Source organism: Luteimonas yanweni, assembly GCF_039548475.1.
Taxonomy (GTDB): domain Bacteria; phylum Pseudomonadota; class Gammaproteobacteria; order Xanthomonadales; family Xanthomonadaceae; genus Luteimonas.
Genome location: NZ_JBCLVC010000018.1, coordinates 1 through 20,093, shown reverse-complemented (window position 1 = coordinate 20,093; position 20,093 = coordinate 1). Strand labels below are relative to the sequence as shown.

Below are 20,093 nucleotides of genomic sequence, written 5' to 3'. Positions count from 1 at the left end.
TGCTGGCTGGAGCACACGATACCCCTTGCCGCGCCAGCGATCCCGCCGACCGCCCCACTCGCCTCCAGCGGCCAGGCAGTGACCGATCCCGCCGCTGGACAACGTTGTTGAGGCCGGGGGGCAACGGATTACGAGAACACCATGAACAGCCTGCAAGCGCGGTGGTCGGACCGGCTCGAAGAAGGCTTCAAGTACTGCTTGACCGTCGGCACGGCGCTGATGCCCCGCAGCTTGCGCACACGCATGGTGACCGCCACGCATTACATCCAGCTTGCGAGCTGGATGAAGAACCAGGGTTTCGGCTTTACCCGCTTTGCGTGGACGCGGGAGCAACTCTTCGACGCGTTGGCCGCCGAGGTCGCCGACCGCCAGACGCTGTACCTGGAATTCGGGGTGTATCGTGGCGAGAGCCTCCGCCACTGGAGTCGCGCGCTTCGACATCCTCGCAGCGAGCTTCATGGCTTCGACAGCTTCGAGGGCCTGCCCGAGTCGGGCTGGAACTGGCAGCAGGGGCAGTTCGACACCCTGGGCCACTTGCCCCGGATCGAGGATGCCCGCGTCCACCTCCACAAGGGCTGGTTCAGCGACACGCTCCCCGGTTTCGTGTTGCCGGCGCACGAACACCTGGTCGTCAACCTCGACGCCGACCTGTATTCCTCCACCATCTTCGTGCTGCGCAGGCTCGCGACGAGCCTGCAGCCAGGCACCTTGTTGTACTTCGACGACCTGCTGGCGGTGGACCACGAACCACGGGCGATTGAAGAGTTCCTGGGCGAGAGCGGCCTGGTCCTGGAACCGGTGATCGCGCTGAGATCGCTGGCATCGGCCGCCTTCCGCGTCCGCCAGGGCAGCGCCCCGGCGTCCTGAATCACCCGGTGTTCTGGATGCCCGCCGCGATGCCGTTGACGGTCGCGAACAGCGCGCGCTGCAGCTCGCCTTCCTCGCGGCCGCCTTCGCGCCAGCGGCGCAGCAGCTCCACCTGCAGCAGGCTGATCGGGTCGACGTAGGGATTGCGCAGGCGGATCGACAGGCGCAGGCGGTAATCGTCGTCCAGCAGGTCGGCCTGGCCCTTGATCGCAAGGATCGCGTCACGCGTGCGGGCGAACTCGGCGGCGATACCGGGGAAGAAGGCCGGATGCGCATCACCGGCCAGGCGCGAGTAGCGCTCGAAGATATCGATGTCCGACTTGGCCAGCAGCATCTCGACGTCGTCGAGCATGGCGGCGAAGAAGGGCCAGTCGCGCGCCATTTCGGCCATCGTCTCCAGGCCGTGCAGCGCGATGCCGCGCTCCAGCGCATGGCCCACGCCGTACCAGCCGGTCAGGCCGGAGCGGTTCTGCGACCACGAGAACACCCACGGGATCGCGCGCAGGTTGGCGATGCCGCCGTCGCGCCGGCGCGACGGACGCGAGCCGATCTGCAGGCGCTCGATCACGTCGACCGGCGTGGCGGCGCGGAAGTAGGCGTTGAAGCCGGGATCCTCGTGCACCAGTGCGCGGTAGCAGGCGCGCGAATCGGCGGCCAGCACGTCGGCGATGGCGCGCCAGCCGCGCACGCGCGCCTCCGCCGGGCGCGGGCGCAGGCTGGCGCGCAGCACGGCGCCGGTCATCTGTTCGAGGTTGCGCAGCGCCAGCGCGCGGATGCCGTACTTGCGGTGGATCACCTCGCCCTGCTCGGTCACCCGCAGGCGGCCGCCGACGGTACCGCGCGGGGCGGCGATGATCGCGCGCCCGGTCTTGCCGCCGCCGCGGCTGACCGAACCGCCGCGGCCGTGGAAGAACACCAGGCGCACGCCGGCCTCGCGCGCCAGGCGCATCAGGTCCACCTGGGCGCGCTGCAGCGCCCAGCGCGAGGCCATGAGCCCGCTGTCCTTGGCGCTGTCGGAATAGCCCAGCATCACGACCTGGCGGTCGCCGCGCGCGCGCACGTGGCGGCGATAGACGGGATCGTCGAACAGCGCGCGCATCACGCCGGCAGCGGCTTCCAGGTCGTCGACGGTTTCGAACAGCGGGGCGACGTCGAGCGGGACTTCGCCGTCCTCCACGCAGCCCGCGATGCGCGCCAGCGCCAGCACCGCCAGCGCGTCGGCGGCGGTGCGGCTCATGCTGACGATGTAGGGCCCGAAGGCGTTGGCGCCGTAGCGCGCGCGCGCCGACGTCACCGTGCGGAACACGTCCAGCGCCGACGCTGCGGCCTCCGCGCCGGGCACCGCCGGCCGCGGCGATTCGATCAGGGCATGCAGGCGCGCCAGCCGGCTGTCCAGCGACTGGTCCGACCAGTCCCCGATGCCCTCGAGCGCACCCAGCGCGGCATCGTGCGCCGCCGAATCCTGGCGCAGGTCCAGCGCCGCCAGGTGGAAGCCGAAGCTCGTCACCCGGCGCCGCAGCCGCCGCAGCGCGAAGCGGCCGGCATGCTCGCCGCGGTGGTTGGCGAGGCTGGCGTCGATCATGTCGAGGTCGGCGAGGAACGCCGGCGCGCCCGCGTAGGCATGCGCAGCCGCGGCCCCGTCTTCGTTCGCCGTCGCCTCCAGCCGCGCCGACATCAGCTCCATCAGCTGGCGGTAGGGCATGTCGGCCTGCCGCGCGCGCAGCTTCGCGGCGGCGTCGGGCATCAGGTCGCGGTAGGCCGCCAGGCGCGCCTCGATCCCGGCATCCACGCCCGCGCGGTCGCGGGTCTGGGTCAGCACCTGGCCCAGCGCGCGCAGCTCGTCGCGATACTGGCCCAGCACCTGCGCCCGCTGCGCCGCCAGCGCGGCCTCGATGGTCGCGGCGCCGACGTTGGGGTTGCCGTCCATGTCGCCACCGACCCAGGTGCCGAAGCGCAGCACGTCGGGCAGTTCGATGCGCTCGCCCCATGCAGACTCCACGGCGTCGGCGAAGACTTCGTAGAACGCCGGCAGCACCCGGAACAGCACGCCCAGGTAGTGGCCGATGTGGTCGACCTCGTCGGTCACCGTGGGCTTCAGCATCGGCGCTTCGGAGGTCTGCCACGTGGTGGCCAGCGCCTGGCGGATGCGCGACTCGTCGCTCAGCCGCTCCTCGGGCGTGCGTCCGCGGTCGATGTCGGCCACCAGCCGCTCGACGATCACGCGCTCCTTGGCCAGCAGCGCACGGCGCACGGCCTCGGTGGGATGCGCGGTGAACACCGGCTCGACCCACAGCCGCGGCAGCAGTGCCTGCAGTTCATCGAGCCCGACGCCGTCGGCATGCAGCGATGCGAGCACGGCCTCCAGCCCGCCGGGCTGCGGGCCCTCGTCGCTGCGCTGGTGGTCGCGGCGGCGACGGATGCGATGCACCCGCTCGGCGAGGTTGATCGCACCGAACCAGGCCGAGAACGCGCGCACCAGCGCATCGGCATTCCCGGGCGACACCCGCGCCAGCTCCGCCGCCAGCGCATCCACCGGCTCCCCGCCCTCGCGCCGCGCGATCGCCGCCCGCCGCACCGACTCCACCTGGTCCAGCAGCGCGGGCGAAACCTGCTCGGCAAGCATCTCGCCAACCATCGCGCCCAGGCGGCGCACGTCGTCGCGCAGCAGCGCGTCGGTATCGGCAAAATCGAGCTGCTCGCGCAGCGGCAGGTCGGGGCTTCCGGCAGTGATATTCATGCCTGAAGGCTACACCGGCAGGGTGTGTGGGAAGAGCGTTTCTGCTCCGCTCAGTACGCAAACTCGCGGAACACGCGATCGATATCGCCCTGCCACTCGCCGTGATACAGCGCGAGCTTTCGCTCGGCCGGGGTCTCGTTGGCCTGGGCGAATTCGACCAGCGGGTCGAGGAAGTGGAGCTCGTCCTGGCCCTGCTCGTTGAGCCGGGCGCGGCGGGCCAGGCCCGCGGCGGAGATCTCCAGCGCGCGCAGCGCCAGGTCGCGCACGGTGCCGCCGCGGAAGGGCAGCTTGAACGCATGCCTGGGCACACCGTCGCGCAGCGCGTGGCGTTCCGCCAGGCTGAAGTCCTTCACCAGGTCCCAGGCCGCGTCCAGCGACGCGTCGTCGTACAGCAGCCCGACCCAGAACGCCGGCAGCGCGCAGATGCGGTTCCACGGACCCGAGTCGGCACCGCGCATCTCCAGGAACTTCTTCATCCGCACTTCGGGGAAGGCGGTGGTCATGTGGTCGGTCCAGTCGGCCATGGTCGGCAGCGCGCCCGGCAGCACCGGCAGCCTGCCCTCCATGAAGTCGCGGAACGACTGCCCGCTGGCGTCGTGGTATTTCTTGATACCGTCCGCGCCGTCGCGGTAGCTGAAGTACATCGGCACGTCGAGCAGGTAATCGACGTAGCGCTCGAAGCCGAAACCGTCCTCGAACACGAAGTCGAGCATGCCGGTGCGGTCGGGATCGGTGTCGGTCCAGATGTGCGAGCGGTAGCTGAGGTAGCCGTTGGGCTTGCCCTCGGTGAACGGCGAGTCTGCGAACAGCGCGGTCGCGATGGGCTGCAGCGCCAGCGAGACGCGGAACTTCTTCACCATGTCGGCTTCGCTGGCGAAGTCCAGGTTGACCTGCACCGTGCAGGTGCGGGTCATCATGTCCAGGCCGAGGTCGCCGACCCTGGGCATGTAGGCGCGCATGATCTTGTAGCGGTCCTTGGGCATCCAGGACATGTCGGCGCGCGCCCACTTCGGCTGGAAGCCCATGCCGAGGAAGCCAAGGCGCAGCTCGTCGGCCACCGCCTTGACCTCGAACAGGTGGCTGCCCACTTCGCGGCAGGTGTCGTGGATGGTCTCCAGCGGCGCGCCCGACAGCTCCAGCTGGCCGGCGGGCTCCAGCGTGACCGAGGCGCCATCCTTCAGCAGCGCCACCACCTTGCCGTGCTCCTCCACGCGCTCCCAGCCATAGCGGGTCAGGCCCTCCAGCAGCACGCCGATGCCGCGATCGCCCTCGTAGGCCGGGGGGCGCAGGTCGTCCAGGCGGAAGCCGAACTTCTCGTGCTCGGTGCCGATGCGCCAGTCCGCGGGCGGCTTGCCGCCGGCGGCCAGGTAGGCGACGAGTTCATCGCGCGAGCGGATCGGGGCGTCGGGGGTGGCTGGGTTCGGATCGGTCACGTGGCGGGCTCATCGACGCTGGTTGGCAGCGCGACCATTCACGGTCATGCGCGGAGTGCGCCACTATATCCCTTGGCCCGCGAACATCCGGGGCTGCTGCCGGATTGCAGCGTCGCCGCCATCGACGCAATCGACCCGAGGAGTCCATGCCGTGCCACCTCCCGAATATCATCGCGCCGGCCGCGCCGGCTGGCTGCGTGCGGCGGTGCTTGGCGCCAACGACGGCGTGGTTTCGATCGCCGGCCTGGTGGTGGGCGTGGCCGCCGCCGGCGCGCCGGCCGGCGTGATCCTGGCCAGCGGCGTGGCCGGCACGGTGGCCGGGGCGTTCTCGATGGCGGCGGGCGAATACGTCTCGGTGCATTCCCAGGCCGACACCGAGCGCGCCGACCTCGCGCTTGAACGCGAGGGCCTGCGCGAGGATCCGGCGCGCGAGCTGGAGGAGCTGGCCGGGATCTATCGCGAACGCGGCCTGGAGCCGGCCCTCGCCCGCGAAGTGGCCGTGCAGCTGACCGCGCACGACGCGCTGGCCGCCCACGCCCGCGACGAACTGGGGTTCCACGAACTCTCGCAGCCGCGACCGCTGCAGGCGGCGGTGGCCTCGGCGGCGGCCTTCATCGGTGGCGCGGCGCTGCCGATCGCCACCGCGATGCTGGCACCGCATGCGCAGGTGCTGGTGGCGACCTCGGCGTCGACCCTGGCCGGGCTGTGCCTGACCGGTGCCGGGGCGGCGCTGCTCGGCGGCGCGCCGCCGGTGCGCGGCGCGCTGCGGGTGATGTTCTGGGGCGCGGCCGCGATGGCCGCCTCGGGGCTGATCGGCACCCTGTTCGACATCGCGGCCTGAGCGGCCGCCGTGCCTCAGTTGGCGGGGATGTCCAGCCAGCTGCAGATCACGCCGCGGGCCTGGTCGACGCCGAGCTTGGACTCGCCGGAGAACGCCTGCACGCCCACGGTATCGCCGAATTCCCTGGCCAGGTCGCGCTTCACCGCCAGCACCGCGTTGCCGACCGCGCTGCGCGAGAGCTTGTCGGCCTTGGTCAGCAGGGCGTGCGCCGGCAGGCCGCGGCCCACGGCATAGGCCAGCATGTTGCGGTCGTAGTCCTTCAGCGGATGGCGGATGTCCATCACCACCACCAGGCCGCGCAGGGCCTCGCGCTTCTTGAAGTAGACATCCAGGAAGGCCTGCCAGTGCGCCTGCAGGTCCCTGGGCACCTTGGCATAGCCGTAGCCGGGCAGGTCCACCAGGTACTTGCCCTCGTACTGGGGCAGGTTGAAGAACACCAGCTGCTGGGTGCGCCCGGGCGTCTTCGACACCCGCGCCAGCGCATTCTGCTGGCACAGGGCATTGAGCGCGCTGGATTTGCCGGCGTTGGAACGGCCGGCGAACGCGACTTCGAAACCGCCCTCGGGGGGCAGTTGGCGGGGCGTGTGCGCCGACATCATGTATTCGGCGCGGGCAAGGGGATTGGCCATGGGACACAGGATCGCACGACCGGGCGACCAGGGCGGGTTTGACCACCCCGCTCCGGCGACTGGATAATGACCGGCCTTGCGACCGCGGGCTTCCGCTGCCCGCAATCCTGATTCCCGGAGTCCAGCCAGATGCGTCACGCCCGCCGCTACCTCCTCGCCGGATTCACCGCCCTGGCGGTCGGTGCCGTCGCCTTCGCCCAGACCACGGTCGCCCCGCTCGAAGAAGCCGAACCGGTCGAGACCCTGCCGCTGGAGGCCGTGAACGCCCTGGCCGAGCTGGCGCAGACCACGCCGGGCAACGCCCAGAACGGCGCCACGCTGGCCGGCACCTGCGCCGCCTGCCATGGCCTGGACGGCAAGGCCACCATCGGCGAGATCTATCCCAACCTGGGCGGCCAGAGCGAGAAGTACATGGCGCGCCAGCTCGCGCTGTTCAAGAGCGGCGAGCGCACCAGCGCGATCATGCAGCCCTTCGCCTCGATGCTGTCGGCGCAGGACATGCGCGACGTCGGCGCCCATTACGCCAACCAGGGGTCCTCGGCCGGCATCGCCGACGACACCCTGATCACCGAAGGCCCCTACGAGGGCATGAAGTTCTACGAGGTCGGACAGCAGCTGTTCCGCCGCGGTGACTTCGAGCGCGGCATCCCGGCCTGCATGGCGTGCCACGGCCCGTCGGGCGCCGGCAACCCGGGCCCGGCCTACCCGCACGTCGGCGGCCAGCAGTCCTGGTACACCGCGCGTCGCCTGGAGGAATACCGCGCCGGCACCACCAACGAGCGCGATACCGGCATGTTCGACATCATGGCCTCGGTCGCGGCCGAGCTGAGCGACGAAGAGATCAGCGCGCTGGCCAGCTACATGCAGGGCCTGCACACGCGCCCCGACGCGGCCACCCTGGCGGCGATCGCGAAGATGCCGGCACCGGCGGCGCCCGCCACCGCGCCGGCCGACGCCGCGCCCGAGGCCCCGGTGGACGGCGAAGCCGCCCCGGCCGATGCCGAGGCCGCTCCGGCCGACGCCGGCGACGCCGCGGCCGAAGCGCCTGCCACGGACGCCCAGCAGGCGCCGTGACCGCGGCCGGCCGCGGGTCGGCGCCATCCGCCATGCGTGAATTGAAGCGCCGGCCAGGCCCCTGTGCCGGCGCTTCGTGTTTCGAGGACCGATGCCGATGATCCAGCGCCTGTTTCCCGCCCTGCTCGCCCTGGCCTTTGCCGCCTGCGCGGCGCTGCCGTCCGCGGCGCATGCCGACGACGGCCTGGTTGAAGGCCGCGACTACGTCGCCATCGCCAACGGCCAGCCGCTCGCAGCCGAGCCCGGCAAGGTCGAGGTGGTGGAGGTATTCGCGTACTGGTGCCACGTCTGCAACGACTTCCAGCCGCACATCACCCGCTGGCGCCGCACCCTCGCCGACGACGTGGCCTTCCGCTACCTGCCCGCCGCGTTCACGCCGGCCGACACCTACGCCCGCGCATACTTCGCCATGGATTCACTGGACGCGCCCGCAGGGACGCATGAAGCCGTCTACCGCGCCATCCACGCCGAACAGTCCCTGCCGCAGCGCGGCGCGTCGGTGGACGAGTTCGCCACGCTGCTCGGCGGACTCGGCCTGGACCGCGCAGCCGCCGCGGCCGCGATGCGCTCGCCCGGCACCGAGGCGCGCATGGCCTCGGCGCGCGATTTCATCGTCGCCTCCGGCATCCAGGGCACGCCCTCGATGATCGTCAACGGCCGCTACCGCGCGCTTGGCCGCAACTTCGGCGACATGCTCCGCATCACCGACCTGCTGGTCGCGCGCGCGCGCGCGGCCACATCCGATCCCAGCGTTTCCGCACCAGACGAGCCCACACCATGATCAACACGCGCCTGCTGTTCGCCCCCCTGCTCCTGAGCGTGCTGCTCGTCGCCTGCGGCGGCGAGTCGCCCACGACCGCCGACGCGCCCGCAACGGCCACCGCTCCCGCCGCCGCCCCCGTTGCGGGCGAGTCCGCCACCGCGGACGAGCCCGCGCTGGACCCGGCCGCCGCTGGCGAAGCACCCGCGGCCAGCGATGCCGGCCAGCCTGCGGACCGCGCCCCGGCCGACCCCGCGGCGGACGCCGCCGTGGCCGCCGCCTCGCAGGCCGCCACCCAGGGCCCGGCCCTGGTGGCCGGCACCGACTACATCGAAATCCCCGGCGGCCAGCCCTTCGCGCCGCTGGAGGGCAAGGTGGAAGTGGTGGAAGTGTTTGCCTACTCCTGCGCCCACTGTGCCGCATTCGACCCCTTGGTCGCCGCCTGGAAGAAGCGCCTGCCCGGCGACGTCCGCTTCACCTACCTGCCGGCCGTGTTCTACGAGCAGGACAACTTCCCGAAGGCGTTCTTCGCCGCCGAGGCCATCGGCGTGTTGGACCGACTGCACGGGCCGCTGTTCAACGCCATGCACATCGAGCGCAGCCTGCGCCCGGACGCCAGCACCGAAGACATCATCGCCTGGATGGCCAAGCAGGGCGCCGACGCGGGCCAGCTGAAGGGCACCGTCGACAGCTTCGCGGTGAAGGCCAAGATCGCCCGCACCAAGCAGTTCATCGTCCGCAGCGGCATCGACGCCACGCCCACCGTGGTGGTGAACGGCAAGTACCGCGTTCGCGGCCGCAGCCTCGAGGACGTCCTGCGCATCACCGACCAGCTGGTCGCGCGCGAGCGCGCGGCGGCCCAGGCCGGTGGCTCGGACTGACATCGACAACCAGGCTCCCGCGCAGCCCGGACCCGCGCCGGGCACCGACGCCGACGCCGCTGCCGGACCGCAGCGGCTGAAGCTGCTCAGCGCCAATATCCAGGCGGGCTCCAGCACCCGCCGCTACAGCGACTACGCCACCCGCAGCTGGTCGCACGTGCTGCCCATGGGCAACAAGCGCGGCATGCTGGACACCATCGCCAAGCTGGCCGGCCGCCACGACATCGTGGGCCTGCAGGAAGCCGACCCCGGCAGCTGGCGCTCCGGCTTCACCAACCAGACCCACTACCTGGCCGAGCGCGGCGGCTTCGACTACTGGACCCACCAGCCCAACCGGCGCGTGGGCCAGTTCGCCTCCAGCGCCAACGGCCTGCTGAGCAAGTTCGAGCCGCTCGACATTGCCGTGCACTCGCTGCCCGGCCGCATCACCGGCCGCGGCGTGCTGGTGGCGAAGTTCGGCGAAGGCGACGACGGCCTGACCATCGCCGTGGCGCACCTCTCGCTGGGCGCGCAGTCGCGGGCCTCGCAGCTGTCCTTCATCGCCGAACTGCTGGCCGACACCCCGCATGCGGTGCTGATGGGCGACTTCAACTGCACCGTCGACCAGCCCGAGATGGGCGCGCTGTTCCGCCAGACCCGCCTGCAGCCGCCGGCGTGCATGGTGCACACCTTCCCCAGCTGGAAGCCGCAGAAGGCGATCGACCACATCCTGGTGAGCGACGGCCTGGGCTGCCGCGACATGCAGGCCTTTCCCGCAGCGTTCTCGGACCACCTGGCGCTGTCGATCGAACTGGACGTGCCGCCCGCCGCGCTCAAGCGCTGAGTGCGCGGACACCGTACGCCCGGCCCGCGACCGCGGTAGCTGGGATACCCTCGCGGCACTGTCCACACGGAGCCGCCCCGCATGTCGATCCGCCCCAGCCGCGCCGCCGCGGTCCTCTCCTGCCTGATCCTGTTCGCCGCCTGCGGCAAGACCCCAGCGCCGTATACCGGCGGCGACGTCGGCGAGTTCCAGCGCATTGACGTGATTGAAGGCAGCGGCGCCGTTGCCAAGGCCGGCGACGAGGTCAGCGTGCACTACACCGGCTGGCTGTACGACCAGGCGGCCGCCGACAGGCGCGGGGAGAAGTTCGACAGCTCGGTGGATCGCGGGCAGCCGTTCGTGTTCATGCTGGGCGCCGGCCGGGTGATCCGCGGCTGGGATGACGGCGTGGCGGGGATGCGGGTGGGCGGGAAGCGCGAACTGTTGATTCCGGCGGACCTGGGGTATGGGAAGAAAGGCGCTGGCGGGGCGATCCCGCCGGGGGCCTCGCTGGTGTTCGAGGTGGAGTTGCTTGATATTCGACGGTAGGGGTCGGGGAGCCGGGGCTGCGGCGGGCATCGGTGCGATGCTGTGCATACCGGCGTTTTTGGGGCGGTATGCGTTACCGCTGCATTTTCGGGCGGTAATCCGGCCAGTGGACTTTACCGCCTCATTTTTGGGGCTTACTTGGCGTTAGATTTGTCTAATCATTGTCGAGGGGGCGGCATGACATACGACCGCAAAAGCAGAACGATCAACTTGGATCCCGGCTCAGACTTCATGGCTGACTCTGGCGTTCTGTTCATCACGATGCTCCGAGATCTGGCTAAAGACCCCTCTGCAAAGCAATCCGCTAAAAATGACTGGAAAGTAATAGAAGACTGGCTGGGATGCGAAAGCAGAGAACTAACGCAAGAAGACGACGAGAAAATTGGCAAGTCGTGGCGATCCTACTTAGCAATTGGCGTCGCGCCATCTCATAGCCTACAGCCTGCCTACGATCAAATATCAAAAGACTATAAAGCCAGCGGCCAATACGACTCCAAAGACAAACCACCAGAGTCAGTAATGGATGTGTTTGACAGACTTCAGGCTACTGAGGATGAAATAAAGAAAAAGAAGTCTTGGGATTGGTCTGAAGACAATCCAGAAATGAAGAAGCTGGCTGACGCCATCAGAAAAGTTAGTAGCCATTCAAAACCAAGCGCCACAAGAGTCGGGTGGTGGCGCCGGCAACCTCAATCATTTCGGTCTTGGACATTCATTTCAGTTGCTTGGGCGGCTGTATCACTGTTCTACATCCTTGTCTTTGACCCATTTGAACTTGGCGACTGGAGGTGGGCTGAAGGCAAGGATTACCTTAAAGTCATATCAATATCTGCTGCGCCCGCAATCCTTGCTCTCCTTAAAAAAGCATACGACCGCATCGTATAGGTCAAGGGTGACAAATCTAACAATTCATTCAAGCCGATGCCGCTTCGCGGCACGGCTTAATTCTGGCGTTAGGCCTTGTTTCCCGCACTGTTGTTGTCGGGTTCCAGGCAATCTGTAACGCCTCGCTTATCCGCAGCGTTTGCACCTCGCACGCGCGGTGCAGGCATCGCCAGTCAGCCCTACAGCACCTCGGCTTCGGACGGGCGCGACTCTTCGCAAGATTCGACTTGCCGGGTCGGCTTCGGGCCGTGCGCGGTGAGAGTTCTTGGCCGCGCGCATGGTGCGTTTCGGCAGCACCAGACACGGCGCTTGTTGTACTGTTCGCCTCAGGGGTTGGGCTGCCGCACGTCGGGCGCAGGTGCCAGGGAACGGCGGCCTAACGAGTCGTTCAAGCCGATGCCGCTTCGCGGCACGGCTTAACTCTGGTGTTAGGCCTCAGGGGGAGGTTTCATGCGACTCGCAAATCTGGCAATCGGGCTTGTGCTAGCTATTGCAGCACTACCGGCTCAGGCGGATAGGGTTCCGCCATCTGACTATTGCTCGAAGCCCTACAAGCCGCACCAGTTCAACTCTGACTTTGAGATCCAGAACTTCAAGATGGAAGTGGAGCGATACAAAAGTTGCATTGATGACTTCGTAGAAGAGCAAGATCGTGCGATCCGCAACCACCAGCGAGCGGCGCAAGATTCGATTGAGGAATGGAACAGGTTTGTCAGATACGAGCTCCAGTGAGCTAATGCCTAACAAATCATTCAAGCCGATGCCGCTTCGCGGCACGGCTTAACTCTGGTGTTAGGCGTCTCACACACTTCACCGCAACTCGATTTCCACCACCGCAAGACAAGGAGAACGGCATGGCAGGTTGGTTCGAACTTGGTAATAGCTCAGATGGGCAGTTCCGCTTCGTTCTAAAAGCTGGCAACGCTGAAACCATCCTCACAAGCGAGCTCTACAAGTCAAAGGACTCGGCAGAGAATGGCATTGCATCTGTGCAGTCAAACTCAGCCGACGTTTCCCGGTACGAGAAGAAGGAATCGAGCAACGGAAAGTCCTACTTCACGCTTAAGGCTGCCAATCACCAGGTGATCGGAACCAGCCAAATGTATGTGTCGGCTGCCTCACGCGACGCTGGCATTGCGTCCGTTCAAGCCAACGGGCAAACGGCCACCGTCAAGGCCGTCGCCTAACAATTCGTTCAAGCCGAACTTGCTTCGTTACACCAAAGCCATGGCAGGAAAGCTTGCCATGGCTTTGGCTCCACTACGCAAGTCGGCTTAACTCAGGCGTTAGGGCTCACATGGCACGTATGCCGCAAGCCGGGTTACTAAAGACTGTCGCAGGCCCTGCGCTCCTGTTTGCGGTGATTGCGTACAGCTACGATCTACGTACCGCGACAGCGTTCATCGGCTCGTGCATCGCGGGCTGGCTGAACGTATTCGGCATATTTCATGCAGTCTTAGCAGCTGCTAAGCGCCTGCCGGTCAGTGGCGCTACGCTTTTCGTGATCCTTGTTGCGCTGCTATGCGACGCCTTGATTGTCTTGTCCGGTTACGCTTTAGTGCTGGCGCTAGTCACGGGTTGCTTGCTTCTCATAGATGCCTTGGTCCTGCGGTTCTCTGGAGAACCAATTGGTCACAGGTTTCGGGCAAGTGAGCCCTAACAATTCATTCAAGCCGACGCCGCTTCGCGGCGCAGCTTAATTCAGGTGTTAGGCCTCACATGACAGACCTCGGTAACCGCATCATTAGGGTCAATCATGCTGGCGAGCATGGCGCCACCTGCATCTACACAGCCCAGATCATCATGGCCCGGTTCACTGCGCGCCAGATGACCCCAGAGCTCGCCGAGTTCCGCGCACACGAGCAACGGCATCGAGCAATATTTGCTGCTGAGCTGCAGCGTCGCGGGCAGCGCCGCTGTCGCAGCTATTGGCTCTGTGGCGTTGGCGGGTTCGTACTTGGGGCCATTTCCGGTTTGCTCGGGGCAAACGCCATTGCAGCCACAACGGTAGCCGTTGAGAGCGTAGTGCTTCGGCATCTAGAGCAACAGCTCGTCAACTTGCGCAGCAGCGACCCGGCAGCCGTTGCCGCCATCTCAGCCATAGTCGCGGAGGAGCGGCAGCACCACGACCATTCCGTTAACCACGTCCAGGCTGGTACATTCTCGTCAAAGGTTCTCACACCCATCGTGTCTGGCTCTACGGAGGCAGTCATATGGCTGGGCATGCGGCTGTGAGGCCTAACAATTCGTTCAAGCCGAAACCGCTTCGTTACACCAAAGGCATGGCAGGTACAGCTTGCCATGCCTTTGGCTCCACTACGCGGTTCGGCTTAACTCAGGTGTTAGGCGGCTATGGCAGGACTTCTCAACACCGCAGCAGTTTTCGCCGTAGCACTCGGCGCGGCCCACTCTGTCCTCGGCGAGCGTTACATCCTCACCCGCCTATTTCACCGCAGTGATCTGCCAAAACTATTCGGCAGCTCTGAATTCACGACCCGAACGTTGCGCTTCGCTTGGCACATCACCACCGTTGCGTGGTTCGGCTTTGCTGCGCTGTTGGTGCATGCCGGTCGCGGCGACCTCACAGTGTCCGGCATGCTCCAAATCATCGGACTCACCTTCGTCGCGTCCGGGGTCCTACCGTTGCTCCTCACCCGAGGCAAGCACTTGTCGTGGCTGGTATTGTTCGTTATCGGCGGCATTGCACTCTGGTGCGCCGCCTAACGACTCATTCAAGCCGATGCCGCTTCGCGGCACGGCTTAATTCTGGTGTTAGGCGACAGGGGACAGTTATGAAGCAAGTCGCGGTATTAGTACTGGTGGCAGCGTTGCCTGGTTGTGTGACGCTTGCCGACCGTCCAACAGAGGAAATGGTTGAGCTTCAGCTCCGCAAGGAGAAGAAGCTCGTAGAGTTTGTTTCCGCGCTCCCTCCCGCTGAACTAACCCGGTTGGCTGTCGCAAGTGGATGCGGCAAGGATCAGAAGACCCTTACAACAGTATCGCCTGTCGGAGGCTCGATGGTCGGCGTTTCCAGCACTTACGACTACACGCTCGAAGTCGGTGATTGGGCCGACGGCTCTAGCTGGGTGGCAGTGCGAACAGACGGTGTCTTTCATGGCACGCCCATGGGCTACAAGCTCGTCCCGGAAGCATCTGGGGGCTCCCGGGTGACCGTCTATGCTGCGGACAGCCGCAAAATTGAAGCCATCCGACAAGGCGTAGAGAGCGGCAGGCTGCTTTGTGACTGGCGCAGTGTCAGTTATCCATATGATTGACAGTCTGCCGCCTAACAATTCATTCAAGCCGACGCCGCTTCGCGGCGCGGCTTAATTCTGGTGTTAGGCCCCACTTAAGGGTACGTAGATGCTCGAAGTTCTCTCCGCAGTCGCAAATGTTGCCACCGCTGTAGCGGTGATGGTGGCAGCATGGCAACTGGTGCTTTCGAAAAGACAAGCCATCACGACCTTCGAAGATTCGCTCGCCAAAGAGTATCGAGATATCGCAGCGACTCTTCCAGTTAAGGCCTTGCTCGGCGAGTCTCTCAGTGACGCTGAGCAGTCCGACAAGTTCGACGAGTTCTATAGATATTTTGACCTCTGCAATCAGCAGGCTTTCCTCCGCCAGACTGGCCGAGTATCAGATAAGACATGGAAGTTCTGGCAGGATGGGATCGCCTCAAACCTCAAGAGACCTGCATTCGCAAAGGCATGGTCAGATGTCGCACAACGTTCAAACGGCGACTTCTCAGAGTTGCGCGGACTTTTCCCACCAAGACCAGAGGCCGCTGACGACGCGGGTGGGGCCTAACAATGCGTTCAAGCCGAAGCCGCTTCGTTCCGCAAAGCACATGGCAGAAAAAGCTTGCCATGTGCTTCGCTCCACTACGCGTCCCGGCTTAACTTAGGTGTTAGGCCTTGTGTCCCGCACTGTCGGTGGCAAGGTCCAAGCGGGTTCTGGCATCTCGCTCATCCAAGGCTTCTGCACCTCGCACGCGCGATGAGTGGCATCGGCAGGCACGCGTGCACACCTCGGCTTTGGACAGGCGCGACCCTCGGCAAGATTCGACCTGCCGAGTCGGCTTCGTGCGGGCCGCGGTGGGAGTTCTTGGCCGCGCGACTTGACCGTCTTGGCTCCGCTCGCGCCGGGTGCCAGGCCACTCTCTCCGGCAAAACTTGTTGTACTGTTCGGCGCAGGGGTTGGGCCGTCGCGGATCGGGCGCAGGTGCCGGGCAGCGGCGGCCTAACAAGTCGTTCAAGCCGAATCCGCTTCGTTACGCAAAACACATGGCAGGTAAAGCTTGCCATGTGTTTCGCTTCACTACGCTGCTCGGCTTAACTCTGGTGTTAGGCCTATGACCAAGATCTGGGCAATCTCACTTTTCCTTGCCGCAGTTATAGTCGATCCTGAGACGAGTGCCAAAGGCAGCTGCGAGCCATTGCCATCGGGTTACCGCCTTCTCGCTCAAAACTACTCAGTCTCGGAACTTGAAAGCTTGGGGCTGCGCTTTGCCGCTCGCAATCCGGCGGTGCCGCAGGTGCCTTTCGCGTACGCCCATAGGGGCTGGATACAAATGAGAGATCTGTACCGGCCAGGCGACGAACTCCGCGAGTTTGATAGCCCGCATCTCGGACCAGGAGGATCGTCTCCGGACGGGTTTGTGCTCATGCGTGGCAAGTGCATGATCTCATTTATGGGCCTCAGGATTGCATAGGGGTGAATTAACAAGCGAAGTGCAACACCCCGAGTAGTTCTTCGAGTCGCTCGATCGGGGACTTGTAGCCATATCGTTTCCTGGGCCTGTGGTTGAGCTTGTGGGCGATGGTGTCGCAGTGGCCTTGTCGTACTTTGGCAAGGCTTCTTCGTTTGGGAAAGTACTGTCGTAGTAAACCGTTGAAGTTCTCGTTGCTGCCGCGTTGCCATGGGCGGTGCGGGTAGGCGAGGTAGCAACGGATGTCGGCGGTCTGCTCGAGTTCCTTGTAGCCATGGAACTCGGTGCCGTTGTCCCAGGTAATGGTCTTGAACGGCAGGCCGCTTTCGCGGATCAGCTTCAGCGCAGCCCGGTTCACTGCAGTCGTCGTTCGATGCGGCAGCTTGGCGACCAGAGCCAGGCCGGTGCTGCGCTCGACCAGGGTCAGGAGGCAGTCGCGCTCGGTGACCGAGCCCATGACGGTATCTCCCTCCCAATGGCCCACTTCGTCGCGAGTCTCGACGGCTTCGGGTCGGGTGTCGATCATCGGCTTGCCCTGCAGGCGGCCGCGTTTCTCTGGGCCGAACGTGCGTTTGCGTCGGCGCTTGCCGCCTTGGCGCAGGCAGCTCCGGAGCGTGCCACCGCGCCTGGCGTCGCTGCGCACGTGGCGGTAGATGGTCATGTGGCTGATCCTGGCCACGTTGTTGTCGGCCAGCCAGTTCGCGATCTGCTCGGGGCTCCAGTGCTCGCTTCGCAGAAGGTCCTCGATGGCCTCGAAAACACCGGGGTCATGCTGCTTCACGCGCCGGGAGCGCCGCCGCCGGCCGTTGGTTCGCTCCTGGGCCTTGCTGGGCCGGTAGGCGCCGTCGGTGGCGTGGCAGGCGTTGCGCCGCAGCTCGCGACTGATCGTGCTCGGGTCGCGGTCCATGATTCGGGCGATGGCGCGGCCGGTGAGGCCGTGTCGATTGAGGACGCCCAGCGTGTATCTTTCACCTTGGGTGAGCTGGCTGTACATGAAGGATCGTCTCTTGCCGGAGAAGTCCTCCCCAGTCTGCCAGCTCACCTTTTCCTTTCCGGGTGGCGTGGGTGTTGCACTTACTTTGTTAACCTGCGAGGTCTAACAATTCATTCAAGCCGACGCCGCTTCGCGGCGCGGCTTAATTCAGGCGTTAGGCCGCCATGGAGGGCTGCGGGACTGTCTCGATTCGCATCGACAAGTGATTGCTCAGACCGAGCTGTTTCCGCGATTGCTGCTGTGGCAATGGTGTGTGGCGCCGTCTTGTTGCTCATCTTCGCTGACCGAGCTGGAAGAGCAACAATTGGCACCGAGGTCGCTTCGTTGCAAGTTGTCTGGATAGAGCGGGACAAAGCTCCAGACAAAGAACGCGAACCTCCTGTTGCATCCGGAGTTTCGGATCAGGAGATCCGGCCTGAAGTGCGAGTTCGGAAGGCTCAAGCATCGGAAGCGCAAGGCGACGTGGAGGCCCACGTGGCCGATGAGTCAATGGGCCAAGGCCAGCTCAATCTTTCCCTGCCGACGGCCTCCATGGAGTTTCGCCAGGGACCGCTCGAGAGGCCGGACAAAATAGTAAGGGAGCCCGCGCTCCAAGTTACTTTCCAAGACCGCTCTCTCGGTGGCACACTGAAGAGAATGTCGCACCGCAAGATCTGCGCGGAGTTGAGTAGCGCACTGGTGAGTCAACCGGAGAGCTATGAGGCAATCGCAAGCTCAATGGCACGCCACAAGTGCAAAGTTTAGGACTGCCTATGCTGTCAAACGGCGGCCTAACAATGCGCTCAAGCCGACACCGCATCGGGGCGCAAACCACATGGCAGGTACAGCTTGCCATGTGCTTCACGCCCCGCTGTGGCGCGGCTTAGCTTAGGTGTTAGGCGGCATAAGATGAAATTCAGCGATCTCGAAAAAGCAGCGCTCCAGCTCAACGACCTCTACGAGCAACTAGAGGTCAAGCGTTGGGGTCGCGCCTGGAGCACTCAGGAGCTCGCTCTTGGATTCATGGGAGACGTCGGTGACTTGGCCAAGCTAGTCCAGGCTCACGCGGGTGTCCGAACGATCGATGAGCATCAGGCAAAGCTCGGCCATGAACTGTCGGATTGCCTTTGGTCGATCATGGTGCTGGCCAACAAATGCGGGGTCGATCTTGAGGCGGAGTTCGTCAGGAACACGCGAGAGATCTCAGAGTACGTGTCAGATGAGTTGGCCAAGTAGACGGCAGCCGCCTAACAATGCGTTCAAGCCGAAGCCGCTTCGTTACGCACAGCACATGGCAGGTACAGCTTGCCATGTGCTTTGCTCCACTACGCGTCTCGGCTTAACTTAGGTGTTAGGCCCCAACGGAGGTCTCAAGGTATGCCAATTAAAGAAAGGCAAGGGTTTTTCATCGCTGCTTCTGCCCTCTTCATCGTTGCCGGCTGCACCAGCGACAAGTACGACAGATACGAAGACTGTGTGCTAGAAAATGTCAGCGGTTCAACGTCCGAGGCGGCCGTCGTCACGGTTCGCGAGGCGTGCCGCGCAAAGTTTCCGACTCCCGTCGACAGCTCAGCAGGCCAGCAAGGGCAGCATGGGGCAATAGATGAAACAGCCGGCGGAGCTTTGGAAGCTGCGGTGGCGGCGCAAGCAGCCGCAGATTCCTCGTCAACCATTTCCGCACAAGAACATGATGACTTTGATTCAATTAACGAAGTGCTTGAACTGGGCAAGGGAGATCTGGTGATCGCCGGTGGACTGAGGCATTGCGATGAACCGGGACGTGCCAAGGCGATGTTTGAACTCGCTTCAAAACAAATGCTTGGCCATGTACGGGCTCAAGACGGTGTTCCTGAGGTAAATCGTGTGGGCATGCGCGTAATCCTAACAGCGGATCAGTTTACTGAGGGAGCGCGAATAGGCTTGGGGCTTTCGGAGGCGTTTACGGGTAAGAATGCTGAGATATGCAGCGACCTTGTCAGCACTGCTGACGATCGTATGAAGCAACGTGAGCCATAGCCGATCGTTCAAAAGGTCGGCGAACCACGCTGGTTGAGGCCTAACAATTCGATCCAAGCCGACGCCGCTTCGCGGCGCGGCTTAACTCAGGCGTTAGGCCTTGTTTCCCGCACTGTTGTTGCCGGGTTCCAGGCGATCTGTAGCGCCTTGTCTATCCGCAGCGTTTGCACCTCGCACGCGCGGTGCAGGCATCGGCAGTCAGCGCTGCAGCACCTCGGCTTCGGACAGGCGCGACTCTCCGTAAGATCCGACCTGCCGCACCGGCTTCGGCCAAGGTGCGGTGAGACTTCTGGGCCGCGCGAGCTGCAACATCATCCCTTCGGCCTGGCAGATTCCAGCCCCGGGCTGACCGGCCAGACTTGTTGTACTGTTCGGCTCAGGGGTTGGGTCACCGCAGGTCAGGCACAGGTGCTGGGCAGCGGCGGCCTAACGAGTCGTTCAAGCCGAATCCGCTTCGTTCCGCAAAACACATGGCAGGTAAAGCTTGCCATGTGTTTCGCTGCACTACGCTGCTCGGCTTAACTCTGGTGTTAGGCCGCTGGGGAGCTACATGGCCAGTTCGACCAACAAGCTTCTGGTAGTGGGCGCCGCCCTTAGCGGGCTCGCCGCGCTCATGCATCTGGCGTGTCTGGTGGTAGGCGCTCCGCTCTTTCGGCTCTTGGGCGCCGGAGAGCAGATGGCGCAGCTGCATTTGGCCGGCCACTGGTATCCCACCGTCGTTACCCTGGTCATTGCCGGCGTTCTTGCTGTGTGGAGTGCTTACGCCCTGTCCGGAGCCGGCGTGATTCGCAAGCTGCCGTTGCGCCGTACCGCCCTCTGCGCAATCACCGCCATCTACATTGTCCGGGGCGTCGCGTTCGCGCCGGTCATGGCGTACTTCCCGGGAAACAGCATGACGTTCTGGGTCGTAAGCTCTTCAATCTGCCTGCTGATCGGCA

19 protein-coding genes and 2 pseudogenes are annotated in these 20,093 nt (G+C 64.9%); 17 read left to right on the top strand and 4 right to left on the bottom strand.

Annotated features, from left to right (window positions below; all coding sequences use genetic code 11):
- Nucleotides 1-141 precede the first annotated feature (141 nt).
- Nucleotides 142-867 (top strand): TylF/MycF/NovP-related O-methyltransferase, encoded by a 726-nt coding sequence (locus WCE39_RS13615; RefSeq protein WP_343277225.1) that lies wholly within the window; start codon nt 142-144, stop codon nt 865-867.
- 1 nt (nt 868) lies between these two features.
- Here WCE39_RS13615 and ppc read toward each other — a convergent pair whose 3' ends face one another.
- Nucleotides 869-3,604, bottom strand: coding sequence for a phosphoenolpyruvate carboxylase (gene ppc / locus WCE39_RS13610; protein ID WP_343277224.1), 2,736 nt, complete (start codon nt 3,602-3,604; stop codon nt 869-871).
- Between the two features lie 50 nt (nt 3,605-3,654).
- Nucleotides 3,655-5,050: pseudogene (locus tag WCE39_RS13605) on the bottom strand (glutamate--cysteine ligase).
- 138 nt (nt 5,051-5,188) lie between these two features.
- Here WCE39_RS13605 and WCE39_RS13600 point away from each other — a divergent pair.
- The gene (locus WCE39_RS13600; RefSeq protein ID WP_343277222.1) at nt 5,189-5,878 is read left to right on the top strand and encodes a VIT1/CCC1 transporter family protein; all 690 of its coding nucleotides are present in this window, start codon (nt 5,189-5,191) and stop codon (nt 5,876-5,878) included.
- Nucleotides 5,879-5,892: 14 nt separating this feature from the next.
- On the opposite strand, the gene yihA is transcribed toward WCE39_RS13600, so the two are convergent.
- Complete coding sequence (gene yihA / locus WCE39_RS13595; RefSeq protein ID WP_343277221.1) at nt 5,893-6,507, bottom strand: ribosome biogenesis GTP-binding protein YihA/YsxC; 615 nt, start codon at nt 6,505-6,507, stop codon at nt 5,893-5,895.
- 129 nt (nt 6,508-6,636) lie between these two features.
- Here yihA and WCE39_RS13590 point away from each other — a divergent pair.
- From WCE39_RS13590 to WCE39_RS13535, 12 genes and pseudogenes are all read left to right on the top strand, one after another.
- Nucleotides 6,637-7,446: pseudogene (locus WCE39_RS13590) on the top strand (c-type cytochrome); the annotation flags it as partial.
- 232 nt (nt 7,447-7,678) lie between these two features.
- Complete coding sequence (locus WCE39_RS13585) at nt 7,679-8,362, top strand: thiol:disulfide interchange protein DsbA/DsbL (protein ID WP_343277220.1); 684 nt, start codon at nt 7,679-7,681, stop codon at nt 8,360-8,362.
- Nucleotides 8,359-9,222 carry a thiol:disulfide interchange protein DsbA/DsbL gene (locus WCE39_RS13580; protein WP_343277219.1) on the top strand — a complete coding sequence of 288 codons (864 nt, stop codon included), beginning with the start codon at nt 8,359-8,361 and terminating at the stop codon, nt 9,220-9,222. The genes WCE39_RS13585 and WCE39_RS13580 overlap by 4 nt, the downstream gene beginning before the upstream one ends.
- Before the next feature lie 82 nt (nt 9,223-9,304).
- Nucleotides 9,305-10,045: an endonuclease/exonuclease/phosphatase family protein gene (locus WCE39_RS13575; RefSeq protein ID WP_343277291.1), complete on the top strand. Its 741-nt coding sequence runs from the start codon at nt 9,305-9,307 to the stop codon at nt 10,043-10,045.
- An 81-nt stretch (nt 10,046-10,126) separates the two neighbouring features.
- Nucleotides 10,127-10,573, top strand: a complete 447-nt coding sequence (locus tag WCE39_RS13570) for an FKBP-type peptidyl-prolyl cis-trans isomerase (protein WP_343277218.1) — start codon at nt 10,127-10,129, stop codon at nt 10,571-10,573.
- A gap of 42 nt (nt 10,574-10,615) precedes the next feature.
- Nucleotides 10,616-11,458, top strand: a complete 843-nt coding sequence (locus tag WCE39_RS13565; RefSeq protein ID WP_343277217.1) for a hypothetical protein — start codon at nt 10,616-10,618, stop codon at nt 11,456-11,458.
- Between the two features lie 450 nt (nt 11,459-11,908).
- A complete protein-coding gene (locus WCE39_RS13560; protein ID WP_343277216.1) occupies nt 11,909-12,190 on the top strand; it encodes a hypothetical protein in 282 nt (93 codons plus the stop codon).
- A 122-nt stretch (nt 12,191-12,312) separates the two neighbouring features.
- Entirely contained in the window at nt 12,313-12,645 is a 333-nt protein-coding gene (locus WCE39_RS13555) for a YegP family protein (RefSeq protein WP_343277215.1), read from the top strand.
- Between the two features lie 532 nt (nt 12,646-13,177).
- On the top strand, nt 13,178-13,693 hold the full coding sequence (locus WCE39_RS14335) for a demethoxyubiquinone hydroxylase family protein (RefSeq protein WP_452299599.1): 516 nt from the start codon (nt 13,178-13,180) through the stop codon (nt 13,691-13,693).
- 117 nt (nt 13,694-13,810) lie between these two features.
- Complete coding sequence (locus WCE39_RS13545; protein ID WP_343277213.1) at nt 13,811-14,182, top strand: hypothetical protein; 372 nt, start codon at nt 13,811-13,813, stop codon at nt 14,180-14,182.
- Between the two features lie 68 nt (nt 14,183-14,250).
- Entirely contained in the window at nt 14,251-14,733 is a 483-nt protein-coding gene (locus WCE39_RS13540) for a hypothetical protein (protein WP_343256198.1), read from the top strand.
- An 88-nt stretch (nt 14,734-14,821) separates the two neighbouring features.
- The gene (locus WCE39_RS13535) at nt 14,822-15,265 is read left to right on the top strand and encodes a hypothetical protein (RefSeq protein WP_343277212.1); all 444 of its coding nucleotides are present in this window, start codon (nt 14,822-14,824) and stop codon (nt 15,263-15,265) included.
- A 911-nt stretch (nt 15,266-16,176) separates the two neighbouring features.
- Here WCE39_RS13535 and WCE39_RS13530 read toward each other — a convergent pair.
- Complete coding sequence (locus WCE39_RS13530) at nt 16,177-17,160, bottom strand: IS30 family transposase (RefSeq protein WP_343277211.1); 984 nt, start codon at nt 17,158-17,160, stop codon at nt 16,177-16,179.
- Nucleotides 17,161-18,048: 888 nt separating this feature from the next.
- Between WCE39_RS13530 and WCE39_RS13525 the strand changes: the two genes are divergently transcribed.
- The 3 genes from WCE39_RS13525 to WCE39_RS13515 all read left to right on the top strand — a co-directional run.
- Nucleotides 18,049-18,375, top strand: a complete 327-nt coding sequence (locus WCE39_RS13525; RefSeq protein WP_343277210.1) for a nucleoside triphosphate pyrophosphohydrolase family protein — start codon at nt 18,049-18,051, stop codon at nt 18,373-18,375.
- A gap of 141 nt (nt 18,376-18,516) precedes the next feature.
- Entirely contained in the window at nt 18,517-19,155 is a 639-nt protein-coding gene (locus WCE39_RS13520) for a hypothetical protein (protein WP_343277209.1), read from the top strand.
- A gap of 550 nt (nt 19,156-19,705) precedes the next feature.
- Nucleotides 19,706-20,093, top strand: a 388-nt coding sequence (locus tag WCE39_RS13515; RefSeq protein WP_343277208.1) for a hypothetical protein, incomplete at its 3' end; no start/stop codon positions are given.